The following is a 14,088-nucleotide window of genomic DNA, read 5'->3' as shown; positions in this document are numbered from 1 at the left end:
TTTTTCCACAGCGCCGCTCGCTGAAAAATCGATCCCAACGCCAAGATAAATTGTCGCGGCTAAGAAACAATGGCCGCTGCGGCGAGTTATAGCCATAGGCGCTGGGGGAAATGTGAGGCGGCCCATGGAGGAGATGAAGAAATCCAGTCGCGGTTTCGCGTCGATGGATCCCGAAAAGCAGCGCGCGATTGCGCGCAAAGGCGGACAGAGCGTTCCTGACGAAAAACGCAGTTTTTCGCAGAACCCCGATCTTGCGGCCCGCGCAGGGCGCAAGGGCGGTCAGAGCGTGAATCCGGCCAAGCGGAGTTTTTCCCGCGACCATGCGCTGGCTTCCGAGGCCGGCCGCAAGGGCGGACATGCTTCGCATGGAGGCGGCGCCCAAAAACGCAGCGTGCCGCTCTAGAGCAGGTTCCGAAAAAGTTGACAGACATTTTCGATGAGAACCTGCTCCAATGTTCTGATTTTGAGCGATTCCTTATCGATCACATGATTCCATGTGATCGGGAAGCGCTCTAAAGAGCGCTTTCACCGATGCGGGTACCGCTTCGGCGATAGAGAGCGTTACAAAACAGGAAGCCGAAGCCAGATCCGATGCCATCGGATCGGACGAGGAGCGTGGGCCTTATGCGGCGAAGGGTTTTGAGCGCTGTTCGATGAGCGAATAGAGCGCATCGTCGTTGCGCGTCGCCCGCATTGTCGCGACGAGGTGAGGATCCCTCAGCATCCGAGCGGCGCAGGCAAGCGCTTTGAGATGGTCGGCGCCCGAACTTTCCGGGGTCAGAATCATAAAGACCAGATCGACCGGCGCGCCATCGAGCGAGCCGAAGTCGACGGGCCGGTCGAGGCGGCCAAAGAGTCCGCAAATCCCCTTTAACTTGGCGAGCTTGCCGTGCGGGATGGCGATGCCGTCGCCGATCCCCGTCGAACCCAGCCGCTCGCGGTGCAAAAGCGCATCGAAAATCTCGCGCGCCGGCAGTCCGCAGATTTTCGCCGCCTTGTCGCTGAGTTCCTGGAGGAGATGCTTTTTCGTCGTCGCCTTCAGCGAGGCGCACACCGAATCTGGCGAAACCAAGTCCGTTGACCGCATGTGACGATCACCCTGCTTCTCTTGGGAGGTCTAGGGCCGACAAAGGCTTTGACCATCCTTGAAATTTCACCGTTTCGCTATTTTCGCCAAAATCCGAAGGGACATGGGAAAATCGCAAAATACATGCCGAGAAGGCCGTTATTATGGCCTCCTTGCGACGTTTTTTCCTTTGGCGAGGATCCTTCCGTCAGGCCGCGCCACCCTCCGCTTCGGGCGTGTCGATCCAGCCGATATTCTGGTCGCCGCGCCGATAGACCACATTCACGCGGCCGGTGTTGGCGTGCCGAAACACCACCACCGGCGCGCCGGTGAGATCGAGGTCGAGCACCGCCGCCGAAACCGACAGCCGCCGCAATTCCGTGGTCGATTCGGCGATGATCGCCGGGCTGAACTCCGCGGGCGCATCACTGTCCTGGTCGGGCGCCTCGATCACATGATAGGCGACGACCTCGGCGTCGCCGCCGTCGCCCGCCCCATGGCCATGTTCGTGATGGCTCTTGAGCCGGCTTTTGTAGCGGCGCAGGCGTTTTTCGATGCGCTCGGCCGCCTGATCGAAACAGGCGTAAGGCTCCTGCGCCCGGCCATCGGCCTGCAGCACGATTCCTGAGGCGAGATGCAGGCTGCAGTCGGCCCGATACCCCGAACCCTCAGGCGAAATCGTGACGTGGCCGGTGACGCGACCGTCGAAATATTTGGCCGCCGCCGTCTCCAGCCGCTGCGTAACATGGACGCGCAGGGCGTCGCCGATGTTGATGTTCTTACCGGAGACCCTGAGAGACATTTTCTAATCCGAACTTTCTTTGCGAGCGCTGATTCAGTCGCGGCAAGAACGGCCGCGCGCTAGCCGCGCCGCCGTTGGACTCACCGCTTGTTACGCTAATGCGCCCCGCAACTTCCGCCCGCGCCGTCGGCGGATCGCCGACAATCTGGTCAAAGAGCGGAAATTGCGCGCAGCGTTAGAAGCCCCGGCGCTTGAAGTCAATGGAGTCTTTCCCTTCTGGCGCCCGCCTGCCGACCGTTCGGTCGATCGTAGATTAATGGGCTGTGAGACGCGCCTGCGCAAGCTTGGCGCGGCGCCGATCGACCGAAGACGGAATCCGCAGGCTGTCGCGGTATTTTGCGACCGTGCGCCTGGCGATGTCGATGTCGCTCGCCTTCAGCCGCTCGACAATGGCGTCGTCCGACAGAATATCGTCCGGCGTCTCGCGGTCGATCATCTGCTTGATGCGAAAGCGCACCGCCTCGGCCGAATGCGCCGCGCCGCCGCTCGTCGTCGCGATCGAGGCTGAGAAGAAATATTTGAGTTCGAAGACGCCGCGCGGCGTCATCATATATTTGTTCGACGTCACCCGCGACACTGTCGATTCATGCATGCCGATCGCGTCGGCGACCGTGCGCAAATTCAGCGGACGCAGATGTTCGACGCCATGCGCCAGGAAGGCGTCCTGCAGGCGCACGATTTCGGAGGCGACGCGCAGAATGGTGCGGGCCCGCTGCTCCAGGCTCTTGGTCAGCCAGTTGGCGTTCTGCAGACAATTCGAAATGAAGCTCTTGTCCGTGGCGGCGGTGGCGGCGGCGCTGACCTGCGCCGCATAGCTGTGATTGACGAGCACCCTTGGCAGCGCGTCGGCGTTGAGTTCGACGTGCCAGCCGCCGTCAGCCGCCGCCCGCACGATCACGTCGGCGACCAGCGGCTGGATCGGCGCGCCGCCAAAGGCCCGGCCAGGCTTGGGCTCCAGCCGGCGCAGCTCGGCCGCCATGTCCACGATGTCTTCGTGGTCGACGCCGCAAAGCTTGGCGAGCTGCGCGAAATCGCGGCGCGCGACGAGCGGCAGGTTGGCGATAAAGGTCTGCATCGCCGGATCATAGCGATCGCGCTCCTTGAGCTGGATCGCGAGACATTCCGCCAGATCGCGCGCGCCGACGCCGGAAGGGTCGAATGTCTGGATGATTGCTAGGATGCGCTCCGCATCGGCTCTGTCGGCCTCAAGACGGGCGGCGATCTCGCCTAAATCCTCGCGCAGATAGCCGCTGTCGTCGATTCCGTCGATGACCGCCTGGCCGATGATTCGATGACGCGGATCGGGGCAGGCGAGCGCCAGCTGTTCGGCGAGATGCTCGTGGAGATTCTGCCGGTCGGCGACATAGGCTTCGAGATTGGGCGCTTCGCCGTCGGCCGACCCGCCGCCGGCGGCGCCTGTCCACGACGTGGCGGAAAGACCCGCGCCGTCAGGGGCTTCGTCGCGCGTGCGCTCGCCGCCGATCGAGGGGCCCTCGGGGTCGAAGGCGTTGCTCATGTCGGCGCCGAGATCGGCGGAGAGCGTGGCGGAGTCGACGGCAAGATCCTGGCTGGCCCAGTCGCCTTCCTGAGGCCCTTCGAACGCGTCCCCGGTGCCCGACTCATCGCCCGGGCGGGATTCCGTTGCGTCGCCGCCGCCGTCGCCCTCCTGCGCCTCGAGCAGCGGATTGCGTTCAAGCTCGTCGTGCAAAAAGGCGGAAAGCTCGATATTCGAGAACTGCAACAGCTTGATCGCCTGGAGCAGCTGCGGCGTCATCACCAGGGCCTGGCCCTGACGCATCATCAGTTTGGTGGAAATCGCCATTTCGCCCGATCCACGCGAACGCTTCCGACCGCCTGTCTACGGCCCGATTTTTGCTTATATCACTTCGGGCGCGCCTGCACAGGGCCAAAAAAGCAGCGTTCCGCCAAGCAAACTGCCCAAGCGTTAATCAGCGTTGCGGATTGTCTCCGACGGGCGAAGCGACCTGAAAAAACAGCGCGCTAGGGTCGTTACATCCGGAAATCTTCGCCCAGATAAATGCGCCGAACGTCCGGATTGGCGACGATCTCCTCCGGCGCGCCTTCGGTCAGCACATGGCCATTGTAGATAATATACGCACGGTCGGTGAGGCCGAGCGTCTCGCGGACGCTGTGATCGGTGATCAGCACGCCGATGCCGCGCGCCTTGAGATGCCGCACGAGGTCCTGAATCCCGCCGACGGCGATGGGGTCGATGCCGGCGAAGGGCTCGTCGAGCAGCATGAAGGAGGGATGGCCGGCAAGCGCGCGGGCGATTTCGCAGCGCCGCCTTTCGCCGCCCGACAGCGCCACGGCCGGCGTATGGCGCATCCGGGTGAGGCGGAATTCGTCGAGGAGCGCCTCAACCTCCTCTTCGCGCTTCTTGGGATCGGGTTGAGTGATTTCCAGAACGGCGCGGATATTGTCCTCGACCGACAGGCCCCGGAACACCGACGCCTCCTGGGGCAGATAGCCGATCCCAAGCCGCGCCCGGCGATACATGGGCAGCGGCGTCACATCATAGCCGTCGAGCGAAATCACGCCCTTGTCGGGCTTCACCAGCCCGGTGATCATATAAAAAACGGTGGTCTTGCCGGCGCCGTTCGGGCCGAGCAGGCCGACCGCCTCGCCGCGCGCGACATGAAGGCTCACATCCTCCACCACGCGGCGCGATTTATAGGATTTCGCCAGATTATGGATCGACAGCAGGCCCTGGCCGTCGAATCCGGGGGGCTCCTGGTAGGCGGAGTGCGGCTCGAAGCCCGGCGGCTCGTCCGGTTGGAGCGCGGGCGCCGGTCCCCAGAAGTCCTTGTCGCGCGCCGCCTCTTCGGCGTCTGCGCCTAAATTTTGGGCGTCGGCGTCGAGCCATTGGCTTTCGGCGGCTTCGTCAGGTTTCCGCGACCGGCGGACGCCCTCGGCGAGCCGCGCCAGCGACCGGCTGGCGGCGCGAAAACGCGTCGAAATGGCGGAAATATAGCTCAAGCGCGCCTTGTCCGTCGCTCTTTGCATCCAAGGTTTGGAAGCGTCAAACGTGCTCTATCCGATGAGCGCCGCATCTGAAATATGTGGTGTGCGGCGCCTTGCTGCGAGTCGCCGTCACGCCCAAGGGCGTTTGGCTGCGGCCTGCTTTTCATAGTCGCCAATCTTGTTGGCCTTTTGGAGCGTCAGACCGATGTCGTCGAGTCCGTTCAGCAGACAATGTTTGCGAAAAGGATCGATCTCGAATTTGATCACGCCGCCGTCGGGCCCGCGAATCTCCTGCGCTTCAAGGTCGACCGTCAAGGTGGCGTTGGCGCCGCGGCTGGCGTCGTCCATGAGTTTGTCGAGCTCGGCCTGGCTGACCGTGATCGGCAAAATCCCGTTCTTGAAGCAGTTATTATAGAAAATGTCGGCGAAGCTCGTCGAGATGACGCAGCGGACGCCAAAGTCGAGCAGCGCCCAGGGCGCGTGCTCGCGCGAGGAGCCGCAGCCGAAATTGTCGCCGGCGACGAGAATGCTGGCCTTGCGGTAGGCCGGCCGGTTCAGCACGAAATCCGGGTTCTCGGAGCCGTCTTCCCGGTAGCGCATCTCCGAAAACAACCCCTTGCCGAGGCCGGTGCGCTGAATGGTTTTGAGATATTGCTTGGGGATGATCATGTCCGTATCGACGTTCATGATCGGCAACGGCGCGGCGACGCCGACAAGCGTGACGAATTTTTCCATTTTCCTCGGGCCAGGGACGGCAATGTCCAGGGCCCATGTAGCAAATCGGCCGGTCCGCCGCAAAGCGCCGCTCCGGGCCGGGCCGAACTCTCGCAGGCGCGGCGCTCGCTTCGGGCCGGGCCGGCCCGCGCGCTCGCACGGGCGCGCGGCCTTCTGCTAACATGTCGGCAATGGATGGCGCGCCGCTCGTGAAATGATCCTGCAGAATCTGATCCCGCAAAATTACAATTGGCCGGTCGAAGCGGTCGGCTATCTCGCCGCCGCGGCGAGCGTGTTCGTCTATGTGTCGAACACGATGATCCCGCTGCGCATCGCCGCGATCCTCGCCAATGCGCTGTTCGCCTTCTATTTCTTTCTCAAGGGACTCTATCCGCTCTTCGCGCTCAACGCCTTTCTGGTGCCGGTCAATGTGCTGCGGTTGCGTCAGATGCAGCGCCTCGTCTCCGACATTCGCGCCGCCGCTTCCGAGGATTTCGATTTCGAATGGCTGCGGCCCTATATGAAGCACCTCAAACTTTCCGAGGGCTTCGTTCTGCATCGCCAGGGCGATCTGTCGGAGGAAGCCTATCTTTTGGTGCGCGGCGACATCCATCTGCGCGAGCCCGACGTGACGCTAAAGCCCGGCGCGCTGTTTGGCGAGATGGGCATGTTCACCAATGAAAACCGCCGCACCGCCACCGCCGTCGCCGCGACCGACGTCGAACTGCTCTGCGTGCGCTACGACGATCTGCTGCAGCTCGCGGCGCAGACTCCGCAATTCGGCTTTTACCTGATGCGGCTGATGGTGCGGCGCATGCAGCATAATGTGGAGTTGGCACGCGCGGAAAAGCGATGAGCGGGCGTTTCATCCCATGCGCGTCTTGCCCGCGCTTGTCGCGGGCGCCCACGCGAACGTATCGGCCATGACGAACTCTCGAAGGCGTCAAAAATAATGTCGCAGAAAATCTACCCCGTTCCGGACGATTGGAAGACGAACGCGCGCATCGACGAAGCGAGCTACCGCCGGCTCTATGAGCGTTCGATCGTGGACCCCGAGGGCTTCTGGGCGGAACAGGCGCAGCGCATCGACTGGATCACGCCCTTTTCGATGGTGAAGCGCACCAGCTTCGATACGCATAATGTCTCGATCCGCTGGTTCGAGGACGGCACGACCAATGTCGCGATGAATTGCATCGACCGGCATCTGCCGGCGCGCGCGCATCAGACCGCGATCATCTGGGAAGGCGACGATCCTTCGGTCTCGCGCCACATCACCTATGCCGAGCTGCATGAGGAAGTCTGCCGCTTCGCCAATGTGCTGAAAAAACACGGCGTCAAGAAGGGCGACCGCGTCACCATCTATCTGCCGATGCTTCCCGAAGCGGCTTTCGCGATGCTCGCCTGCGCGCGCATCGGCGCGATTCATTCGGTGGTTTTTGGGGGCTTCTCGCCGGATTCGCTTGCCGGCCGCATCGCGGATGCGGAATCGAGCGTCATTGTCACCGCCGACGAAGGTCTGCGCGGCGGCAAGAAGATTCCACTGAAAGCTAATGTCGACGCCGCGCTCGACAAGGTTTCGGCAAAGACGGTCATCGTCGTGACGCGCACTGGCGCGGCGATCGACATGCAGCCCGGCCGCGACTTTCGCTACGAGGAAGAAGCGGCGCGCGTTCACGCCGATTGTCCCTATTCCGAGATGGAGGCGGAGGACCCGCTGTTTATTCTTTATACGTCTGGCTCGACCGGCAAGCCGAAGGGCGCGCTGCATACCACCGGCGGCTATCTCGTCTATGCGTCGCTCACCCATGAACTCGTCTTCGACTATCGCGACGGCGACGTCTATTGGTGCACGGCGGATGTGGGTTGGGTGACCGGCCACAGCTATATCGTTTATGGCCCGCTCGCCAATGGCGCGACGACCTTGATGTTCGAAGGCGTGCCGAATTATCCGAGCGTGTCGCGCTTTTGGGAGATCGTCGACAAGCATAAGGTCGATAGTTTCTACACCGCGCCGACCGCGATTCGCGCGCTGATGGCGGCGGGCGAAGGGCCGGTGAAAAAAACCAGCCGCAAATCGCTGCGCCTCTTGGGCTCGGTCGGCGAGCCGATCAATCCCGAAGCCTGGGAGTGGTATCACCGAGTCGTCGGCGAGGGACGCTGCCCGATCGTCGACACATGGTGGCAGACGGAGACCGGCGGCGTGCTGATCTCGCCGCTGCCCGGCGCGATTGATTTGAAGCCCGGCTCGGCGACGCGGCCGTTCTTCGGCGTCGCGCCCGAAATCGTCGATCAGCTCGGCAATGTTCTTGAAGGCCAATGCGAAGGTCTGCTCGTCATCGCCGACTCATGGCCGGGGCAGATGCGCACCGTCTATGGCGATCACGAGCGTTTCGCGCAGACTTATTTTTCCGCCTATCCCGGCAAATATTTCACCGGCGACGGCGCCAGGCGAGATTCCGATGGCTATTACTGGATCACCGGCCGCGTCGACGACGTGATCAATGTCTCCGGCCATCGCCTCGGCACGGCGGAAGTCGAAAGCGCGCTCGTTGCGCATGAGAAAGTGTCGGAAGCCGCCGTCGTCGGCTATCCGCACGACATCAAGGGGCAGGGCATCTACGCCTTCGTCACGCTCAATCAGGGCGTGGCGCCGGGCGAACATCTGCGCAAGGAGCTTGTGCATTGGGTGCGCCAGGAAATCGGGCCGATCGCGACGCCCGACATCGTGCAATTCGCGCCCGGCCTGCCGAAGACGCGCTCGGGCAAGATCATGCGGCGCATCTTGCGTAAGATCGCGGAGGGTGAATTCGGCGCGCTGGGCGATACGTCGACGCTCGCCGATCCCGGCGTGGTGGATGAGCTGGTGAAGCAGAGGCCGGGGACTTAGGTCCGACGCATGGCTTCAGGGCTCCGAATTCGGCTTGATTTCAGCGCTCCTCCAGACGTCATGGCCGGGCTTGTCCCGGCCACCCACGCCGGGACATCGCGAAATGTTTCGCGCAGAGACGGAATGTCCGCGCCTCATATTTTCGCATTTGCTGCGCGTCGTCGCGTGGATGGCCGCGACAAGCGCGGCCATGACGCGGTGAGATGACGCGTCGTTAAGCCGGATTCGGAGCCCTGTGATCGGCCTCGATCGCATTTCCAGAAATGTCGGTTCGCACCTATGATGGCCCGACGGGGCGTGACGGAAGGGAGTTGGGCGATGGCTATTCGAACAATCAGTGCGGCGCTGGCCGGCGGGTTTCTGTTGATCGCGTCGGCTGGAGCCGCTTGCGCCGAAAACGCCATCCCGCACGGCAAGAAGGCCATTCCGCAGGCCATCAGCGATCAGGCGGCGGCCGGCAATCTTTCGTCCTTCATGCACACGAACAAGGACGGAACCAAGACTGGCATCCCGCGCGGCAGGTCGAATAATTCAATTCCCAAAAATTAGAACCGACAATCAGTACGTCGGCGGCTCGTTTTCATCCGCGTCGCCATTTCGAGCTCGGTGATGCTCTCTTCCGTCATTGCGGCGGCAAGCTGCTCCGCGATGAATTCCTTAATTGCGTGATCCTCACATGATTCCAACATACCCTCGCTAGCAAGAAAATCGTCGAAAGTTCCTCGCTCACGCCGGCTTTCCGTTTCGTGGCCATTATCTCGCCTCGACTTCGCGCCTCCGCAAACATCGTCGCCTCCGTGCGAGGCCGCACAGTCGCGCGGCGTTGCGCGCCATAAATCACTCGCGTCTTGTAATCGCAAGACGAGCGTTTGCTGCGAACATTCGCGTTCGCAGCCGACGTTGTGTGCCTCGTATCAGGAGAAACGTCATGAAGACCGCGTTGTTTTTCGCCGCCGCCATTGCGGCCGGCGCCCTGAGCATCGACGCGAGCGCCGCGCCGATCGGCGCTTCGCTGCAGGCGCCCGATGAATCTGTCCAGAACGCAACACTCTCTTGGCGCTGTGGCAAAAATAATCCTGCGTCTTGGGGCACGTTCGGCAACGGATGCCTCAAGCAGAAGCGCAACTGGGGCAAGGGCAGATCGTCCTCCGAGCCTGGCAACGCCCGTCACTCGTCCGACTATCGCTCGTAAGGCGCGAGGGCGTGTTCGCGACGTTTCGCAAGACGCCTAGCCTAGCGCAGGTTCCAAGACTTGGGGCCTCTCTTTCAAGAAAGAGGGGCCCTTGGCGAAGGGAAGCGCTAGACTCCCGCCGGATCGGCCTCCGACGAACGCCTGCTTGAGACTCTGCGCCGCGGCGCTCGCCAGCGAAATGCCTTGCTTGATCGAATCAAAAACTATTTGTCTTGAGTGCTTTTTTTATCGAACAGCGCCAGCGCTTCCGGCGCGAGCAGACCGCCGGTGATTTCGATGTCGGCGAAGGGCGCGGCTTGCGCCACGGCCATGCTGGCGATCATGATCTGGCCGAGTCGTTTCGACAATTGCTGGATCGACGCGGCGAAGACCACGCGCCCGATCCCGCACCAGACGATCGCGCCCATGCACATCGGGCAGGGCTCGCCCGACGTGTAAAGCGTCGCGCCGTTAAGCTCCTTTGCCGGATGGTCGGCGACGAAGCGGCGAATCGCCACCATCTCGCCATGCGCCGTCGGATCATTGTTCGTCACGCCGAGATTGCGTCCCGTCGAGACGATCTTGCCGTCGCGCACGATTACCGCGCCGAAGGGAAAGTCGCCCTTGGCGGCCTCGGCGAGCGCGAGCCGCATGTAGGCCTCATCCTCGGGTCGGACCGGCGAGGGCTTCCCCTTGGCCTCAGCGCCCGTGGCGCCAAGGGCGGCGAGACCGGCGCCCATCGTCGCCAGCGCGGCGCGTCGATCGAAGCGACCCGCGCCGCAATCGCATGTCTTTTGGCTCATCTCCCGCTCCTGCGCGCTTGGCGAGAGCCAGCTTGACATGCTGGACCGGGCAATGCCACTCGCGGCGGCGCAATTGAAACGCAATTGAAAAGAGCGAGGGCGGTTACGCATGGCGAAGGCTTTCATTTTTCCAGGTCAGGGGTCTCAGGCGGTCGGCATGGGCAAGGCGCTCCATGACGCTTTTGCGCCGTGTCGCGCGGTGTTCGCCGAGGTCGACGACGCTTTGTCGCAGCCGCTCTCAACGCTGATGTTCGAAGGCCCCGAAGCCGAACTCACGCTCACCGCCAACGCTCAGCCGGCGCTGATGGCCGTTTCTCTCGCCGCGATTCGCGCGCTGGAGGCCGAATGCGGCCTCGATCTCGCGCGCGACGCCGCCTTCGTCGCCGGCCATTCGCTCGGCGAATATTCGGCGCTCGCGGCCGCCGGCGCGCTGACGATTTCGGACACCGCGCGGCTGCTGCGCATTCGCGGCGACGCCATGCAGAAGGCGGTTCCGGTCGGCGAGGGGGCGATGGCGGCGCTGCTCGGCGCCGAGCTCGATCAGGCGCGGGCTATCGCTGAAGAGGCGGCGGCGAATGGCGTCTGCCAGGTCGCCAATGACAATGGCGGCGGACAGGTCGTGCTGTCAGGCGCAAAGGGAGCGATCGAAAAGGCGATCGACATCGCCAAGGAGAAGGGCATCAAGCGCGCGGTGCTGCTGCCGGTCTCCGCGCCCTTCCATTGCGCGCTGATGCAGCCCGCCGCCGACGCCATGCGCGCGGCGCTTGCCGGCGCGGCGATCGGCGTCCCTTGCGTTCCGGTCGTCGCCAATGTGACGGCGGAACCCACGCGGGACCCCGAAGCGATTCGCCGCCTGCTCGTCGAGCAGGTCACCGGCGCGGTGCGCTGGCGCGAATGCGTCGCCTATATGGCCGATCACGGCGTGACGAAATTCGTCGAATGCGGGTCGGGCAAGGTTCTGGCGGGGTTGCTGAAGCGCATCGCGCCGCAGGCCGCCGGCCTGTCGGTCGGCGCGCCCGTCGATGTCGACGCCTATCGCGCCTTCGCGTAACCGTCCGGAAGGCGAGACAAAAGAAAAGGCCCGGTCGCGAGGACCGGGCCCATTCTCTCGAACCGTAAGGTCGATCTGTCGGATTAGTACTTGGCCAACACCGGCGCCGGAGAGCCGAAGTTGAAGTGGTAGTTGATGCCGGCGCGGATCGTGTGGAAGCGCGTGCGGTTGTTGGTGCTGTTCAGGCCCCAGCCGGGGTTGAACGCCCAGGCCCAGTTGTTGTTGTTCCCGGTGCCGCTGATCTGAGTATAGAGATACTCGACCTTAGCGGACCAGTTCGGGAAGAACATCCACTCGGCGCCGCCGCCGGCGGTCCAGCCGGTCTGCACCGCAGAGTTCTGGCTCCACCAGCCGTTGCGCTGCACTTCGCCATAGGCGAAGCCGCCCGTGCCATAGACCAGCAGTTGCGGGCTCAGCAGGGTGATGCCGACGCGGCCGCGAACCGTGCCGAACCAGTTCAGGCGCGCCGAAGCGCCGCCGCCGCCGAAGCCGAACAGCCAGCCGTTGTTGTTGCCGCCGCCCGAACCAAGGCTCGTGCCCTGGAAGTCGGTCTCGGCGCCGACGACGAACATCGGCGTGACCTGGAAGTTGTAGCCGATCTGGCCGCCGCCGATGACGCCGCCGGTGTTGTTGTTGCCGTTGTTCCAGCCCCAGTTCCAGCCCTGGTTGGACGAGTTGGAGGCATAGAAGCCGCCGCCGAGGTTAAGACCGGCGTAGAACCCGGTCCAGGTCATGATCGGCGGCGGGGGGATATAAGGCGGAGGCGCCTTGTGGGTGGGGAGGTCGGCGGCGCTCGCAGCGCCGGCGAAAAGCGCCGTCGCCAGAGCCAGAGCCGAGATCGCTGTCTTCATCTCTCTATCCTTCAGTTCGAGCCAACTTAAATTAATAGGCGCGCGTCGGTCCTGTGACTCTTTCGGACGTCTAATGACGCTGACCCCCAAGCACGGCGGAGTGTGGTCAAAAACATCGCGGGAAACAACAAACAGAAGGTAAAATCAGGCCCAAATGACCCAAAAGATTTCCACTGTTGCAGTTGCGCCACATCGGGTTTTTGGGCGTTTTCCGATGCGCAATCCGGGCAATTCGGCCTCGAATCCGGCGTTTGCGAAAACGAAGCCGAGCTTGCGCCGATTTTTCCCGCTTCTGGCCAGCGCACCGGAGTGCCCGCCGCGCCAGATCGCCGACCTGTGGCGTTGAACCGCGGCTGAAAAAAGGCCAGTCCGTCCGATTGAGCTATAAGGCTCGCGTCATCGAGCGGGAGGAGACAAGGAAAATGTTCGATCTTAACGGCAAGACCGCGCTGGTCACGGGCGCGAGCGGCGGTATCGGCGCGGCGATCGCGCGCGCGCTGCATTCGGCCGGCGCGACCGTGGCGCTTTCCGGCACCAGGAAAGACGCGCTCGAGGCGCTTGCCGGCGAATTGAACGGCCGCACCCATATTCTGCCCTGCAATCTTGCGCAAAAGGACGAGACCGAGAAACTTGTGCCGGCCGCCGAGGCGGCGATGGGCGGGTTGGACATTCTCGTCAACAACGCCGGCATCACCCGCGACATGCTGTTCATGCGCCTCAAGGACGAAGACTGGGACGCCGTTCTCAACGTCAATCTGACGTCCGCCTTTCGTCTGTCCCGCGCGGCGCTGCGCGGCATGATGAAAAAGCGCTTCGGCCGGATCATCGGCATCACTTCGGTCGTCGGCGTGACCGGCAATCCGGGGCAGGGCAATTACGCCGCCGCCAAGGCCGGCATGATCGGCATGTCGAAATCGCTCGCCGCTGAGGTCGCCTCGCGCGGCGTGACGGTCAATTGCGTCGCGCCGGGCTTTATCGAGAGTCCGATGACCGACGCGCTGACTGATGCGCAGAAGGAGTCGATCCTGCGCATGGTCCCGACCGGACGACTGGGAACCGGCGCCGACGTCGCCGCCGCCTGCGTCTATCTGGCGAGCGCCGAAGCGGGCTACGTCACCGGGCAGACGCTCCATGTGAACGGCGGCATGGCGATGATCTGACGTATCCGGTCCAATCCTCGGTTTGTCCGCTGCCGCGCGTCCCTGTAAACCTGCGTCGCAGCGCCGCGCGCCCCCTCTCGCCATGGTCGGGGAAGTATGCTACCAGACCCTCGCCGCTGAGGGGCGGCGTCGCCGCGATTTCAGCCCGGGGCGCAAGCCGCCAAGCGTTTTGCCGAGCGTCTTGCGCATGTCAGGACGGTCGGCTGGCGATTGCAAGTTAAAGGAATGAATGGCGATCATGGAGCGCGCCAAAGGGCTCGCTCCAGGTCGCCATAAGGCGCGAGTAAGCGCCAAACGCAGACAGGGATCAAAGAAGATGAGCGATGTCGCCGAGCGCGTGAAAAAGATTGTTGTCGAGCATCTCGGCGTCGAAGCCGACAAGGTCGTCGACAAAGCGAATTTCATTGACGATCTGGGAGCCGATTCGCTCGATACCGTCGAACTCGTCATGGCTTTCGAGGAAGAATTCGGCGTCGAGATTCCCGACGACGCCGCCGAGACGATTCTCACCGTGGGCGACGCGGTGAAGTTCCTGGAAAAGGCGAAAGCCGCCTGACGAACCGAGCGAGGTCCAAACGCGCGGCGACTCCTTTCAGAG

The 14,088-nt window shown here is 63.1% G+C and carries 16 protein-coding genes; 9 read left to right on the top strand and 7 right to left on the bottom strand.

The genetic code is table 11. The features are described 5' to 3' along the window. The first annotated feature begins 124 nt into the window (after positions 1 to 124). Positions 125 to 403: a KGG domain-containing protein gene (locus U1E20_RS11115; RefSeq protein ID WP_409980665.1), complete on the top strand. Its 279-nt coding sequence runs from the start codon at positions 125 to 127 to the stop codon at positions 401 to 403. A gap of 219 nt (positions 404 to 622) precedes the next feature. On the opposite strand, the gene U1E20_RS11110 is transcribed toward U1E20_RS11115, so the two are convergent. The 5 genes from U1E20_RS11110 to leuD all read right to left on the bottom strand — a co-directional run bounded on the left by U1E20_RS11110 (position 623) and on the right by leuD (position 5,588). Then, on the bottom strand, positions 623 to 1,087 hold the full coding sequence (locus U1E20_RS11110; protein WP_409980664.1) for a PTS sugar transporter subunit IIA: 465 nt from the start codon (positions 1,085 to 1,087) through the stop codon (positions 623 to 625). 187 nt (positions 1,088 to 1,274) lie between these two features. Beyond that, entirely contained in the window at positions 1,275 to 1,868 is a 594-nt protein-coding gene (gene hpf / locus U1E20_RS11105) for a ribosome hibernation-promoting factor, HPF/YfiA family (RefSeq protein ID WP_409980663.1), read from the bottom strand. Between the two features lie 253 nt (positions 1,869 to 2,121). Next, a complete protein-coding gene (gene rpoN, locus U1E20_RS11100; RefSeq protein WP_409980662.1) occupies positions 2,122 to 3,690 on the bottom strand; it encodes an RNA polymerase factor sigma-54 in 1,569 nt (522 codons plus the stop codon). Positions 3,691 to 3,878: 188 nt separating this feature from the next. Continuing rightward, complete coding sequence (gene lptB / locus U1E20_RS11095; RefSeq protein ID WP_409980661.1) at positions 3,879 to 4,868, bottom strand: LPS export ABC transporter ATP-binding protein; 990 nt, start codon at positions 4,866 to 4,868, stop codon at positions 3,879 to 3,881. Between the two features lie 114 nt (positions 4,869 to 4,982). Next, positions 4,983 to 5,588, bottom strand: a complete 606-nt coding sequence (gene leuD, locus U1E20_RS11090) for a 3-isopropylmalate dehydratase small subunit (protein ID WP_409980660.1) — start codon at positions 5,586 to 5,588, stop codon at positions 4,983 to 4,985. Positions 5,589 to 5,781: 193 nt separating this feature from the next. On the opposite strand from leuD, the gene U1E20_RS11085 reads away from it, so the two are divergent. From U1E20_RS11085 to U1E20_RS11070, 4 genes are all read left to right on the top strand, one after another. Then, positions 5,782 to 6,423, top strand: a complete 642-nt coding sequence (locus tag U1E20_RS11085) for a Crp/Fnr family transcriptional regulator (RefSeq protein ID WP_409980659.1) — start codon at positions 5,782 to 5,784, stop codon at positions 6,421 to 6,423. Positions 6,424 to 6,519: 96 nt separating this feature from the next. Further along, entirely contained in the window at positions 6,520 to 8,454 is a 1,935-nt protein-coding gene (acs, locus tag U1E20_RS11080; RefSeq protein WP_409980658.1) for an acetate--CoA ligase, read from the top strand. Between the two features lie 318 nt (positions 8,455 to 8,772). After that, positions 8,773 to 9,003, top strand: coding sequence for a hypothetical protein (locus U1E20_RS11075; protein ID WP_409980657.1), 231 nt, complete (start codon positions 8,773 to 8,775; stop codon positions 9,001 to 9,003). A gap of 379 nt (positions 9,004 to 9,382) precedes the next feature. Beyond that, complete coding sequence (locus U1E20_RS11070) at positions 9,383 to 9,646, top strand: hypothetical protein (protein ID WP_409980656.1); 264 nt, start codon at positions 9,383 to 9,385, stop codon at positions 9,644 to 9,646. A gap of 203 nt (positions 9,647 to 9,849) precedes the next feature. Here U1E20_RS11070 and U1E20_RS11065 read toward each other — a convergent pair whose 3' ends face one another. Then, complete coding sequence (locus tag U1E20_RS11065) at positions 9,850 to 10,428, bottom strand: nucleoside deaminase (protein ID WP_409980655.1); 579 nt, start codon at positions 10,426 to 10,428, stop codon at positions 9,850 to 9,852. 109 nt (positions 10,429 to 10,537) lie between these two features. On the opposite strand from U1E20_RS11065, the gene fabD reads away from it, so the two are divergent. Continuing rightward, complete coding sequence (gene fabD / locus U1E20_RS11060) at positions 10,538 to 11,479, top strand: ACP S-malonyltransferase (protein ID WP_409980654.1); 942 nt, start codon at positions 10,538 to 10,540, stop codon at positions 11,477 to 11,479. 83 nt (positions 11,480 to 11,562) lie between these two features. Here fabD and U1E20_RS11055 read toward each other — a convergent pair whose 3' ends face one another. Next, positions 11,563 to 12,330, bottom strand: a complete 768-nt coding sequence (locus tag U1E20_RS11055) for an outer membrane protein (protein ID WP_409980653.1) — start codon at positions 12,328 to 12,330, stop codon at positions 11,563 to 11,565. A gap of 154 nt (positions 12,331 to 12,484) precedes the next feature. On the opposite strand from U1E20_RS11055, the gene U1E20_RS11050 reads away from it, so the two are divergent. The 3 genes from U1E20_RS11050 to U1E20_RS11040 all read left to right on the top strand — a co-directional run bounded on the left by U1E20_RS11050 (position 12,485) and on the right by U1E20_RS11040 (position 14,046). Further along, positions 12,485 to 12,676, top strand: a complete 192-nt coding sequence (locus tag U1E20_RS11050; RefSeq protein WP_409980652.1) for a hypothetical protein — start codon at positions 12,485 to 12,487, stop codon at positions 12,674 to 12,676. A 76-nt stretch (positions 12,677 to 12,752) separates the two neighbouring features. After that, on the top strand, positions 12,753 to 13,490 hold the full coding sequence (gene fabG / locus U1E20_RS11045) for a 3-oxoacyl-[acyl-carrier-protein] reductase (protein ID WP_409980651.1): 738 nt from the start codon (positions 12,753 to 12,755) through the stop codon (positions 13,488 to 13,490). Positions 13,491 to 13,806: 316 nt separating this feature from the next. Continuing rightward, positions 13,807 to 14,046, top strand: coding sequence for an acyl carrier protein (locus U1E20_RS11040; RefSeq protein ID WP_014891668.1), 240 nt, complete (start codon positions 13,807 to 13,809; stop codon positions 14,044 to 14,046). Positions 14,047 to 14,088 lie beyond the last annotated feature (42 nt).

This window comes from Methylocystis sp. (genome assembly GCF_046349115.1).
Taxonomy (GTDB): domain Bacteria; phylum Pseudomonadota; class Alphaproteobacteria; order Rhizobiales; family Beijerinckiaceae; genus Methylocystis.
This window is presented reverse-complemented; position numbering and strand designations above follow the sequence as displayed.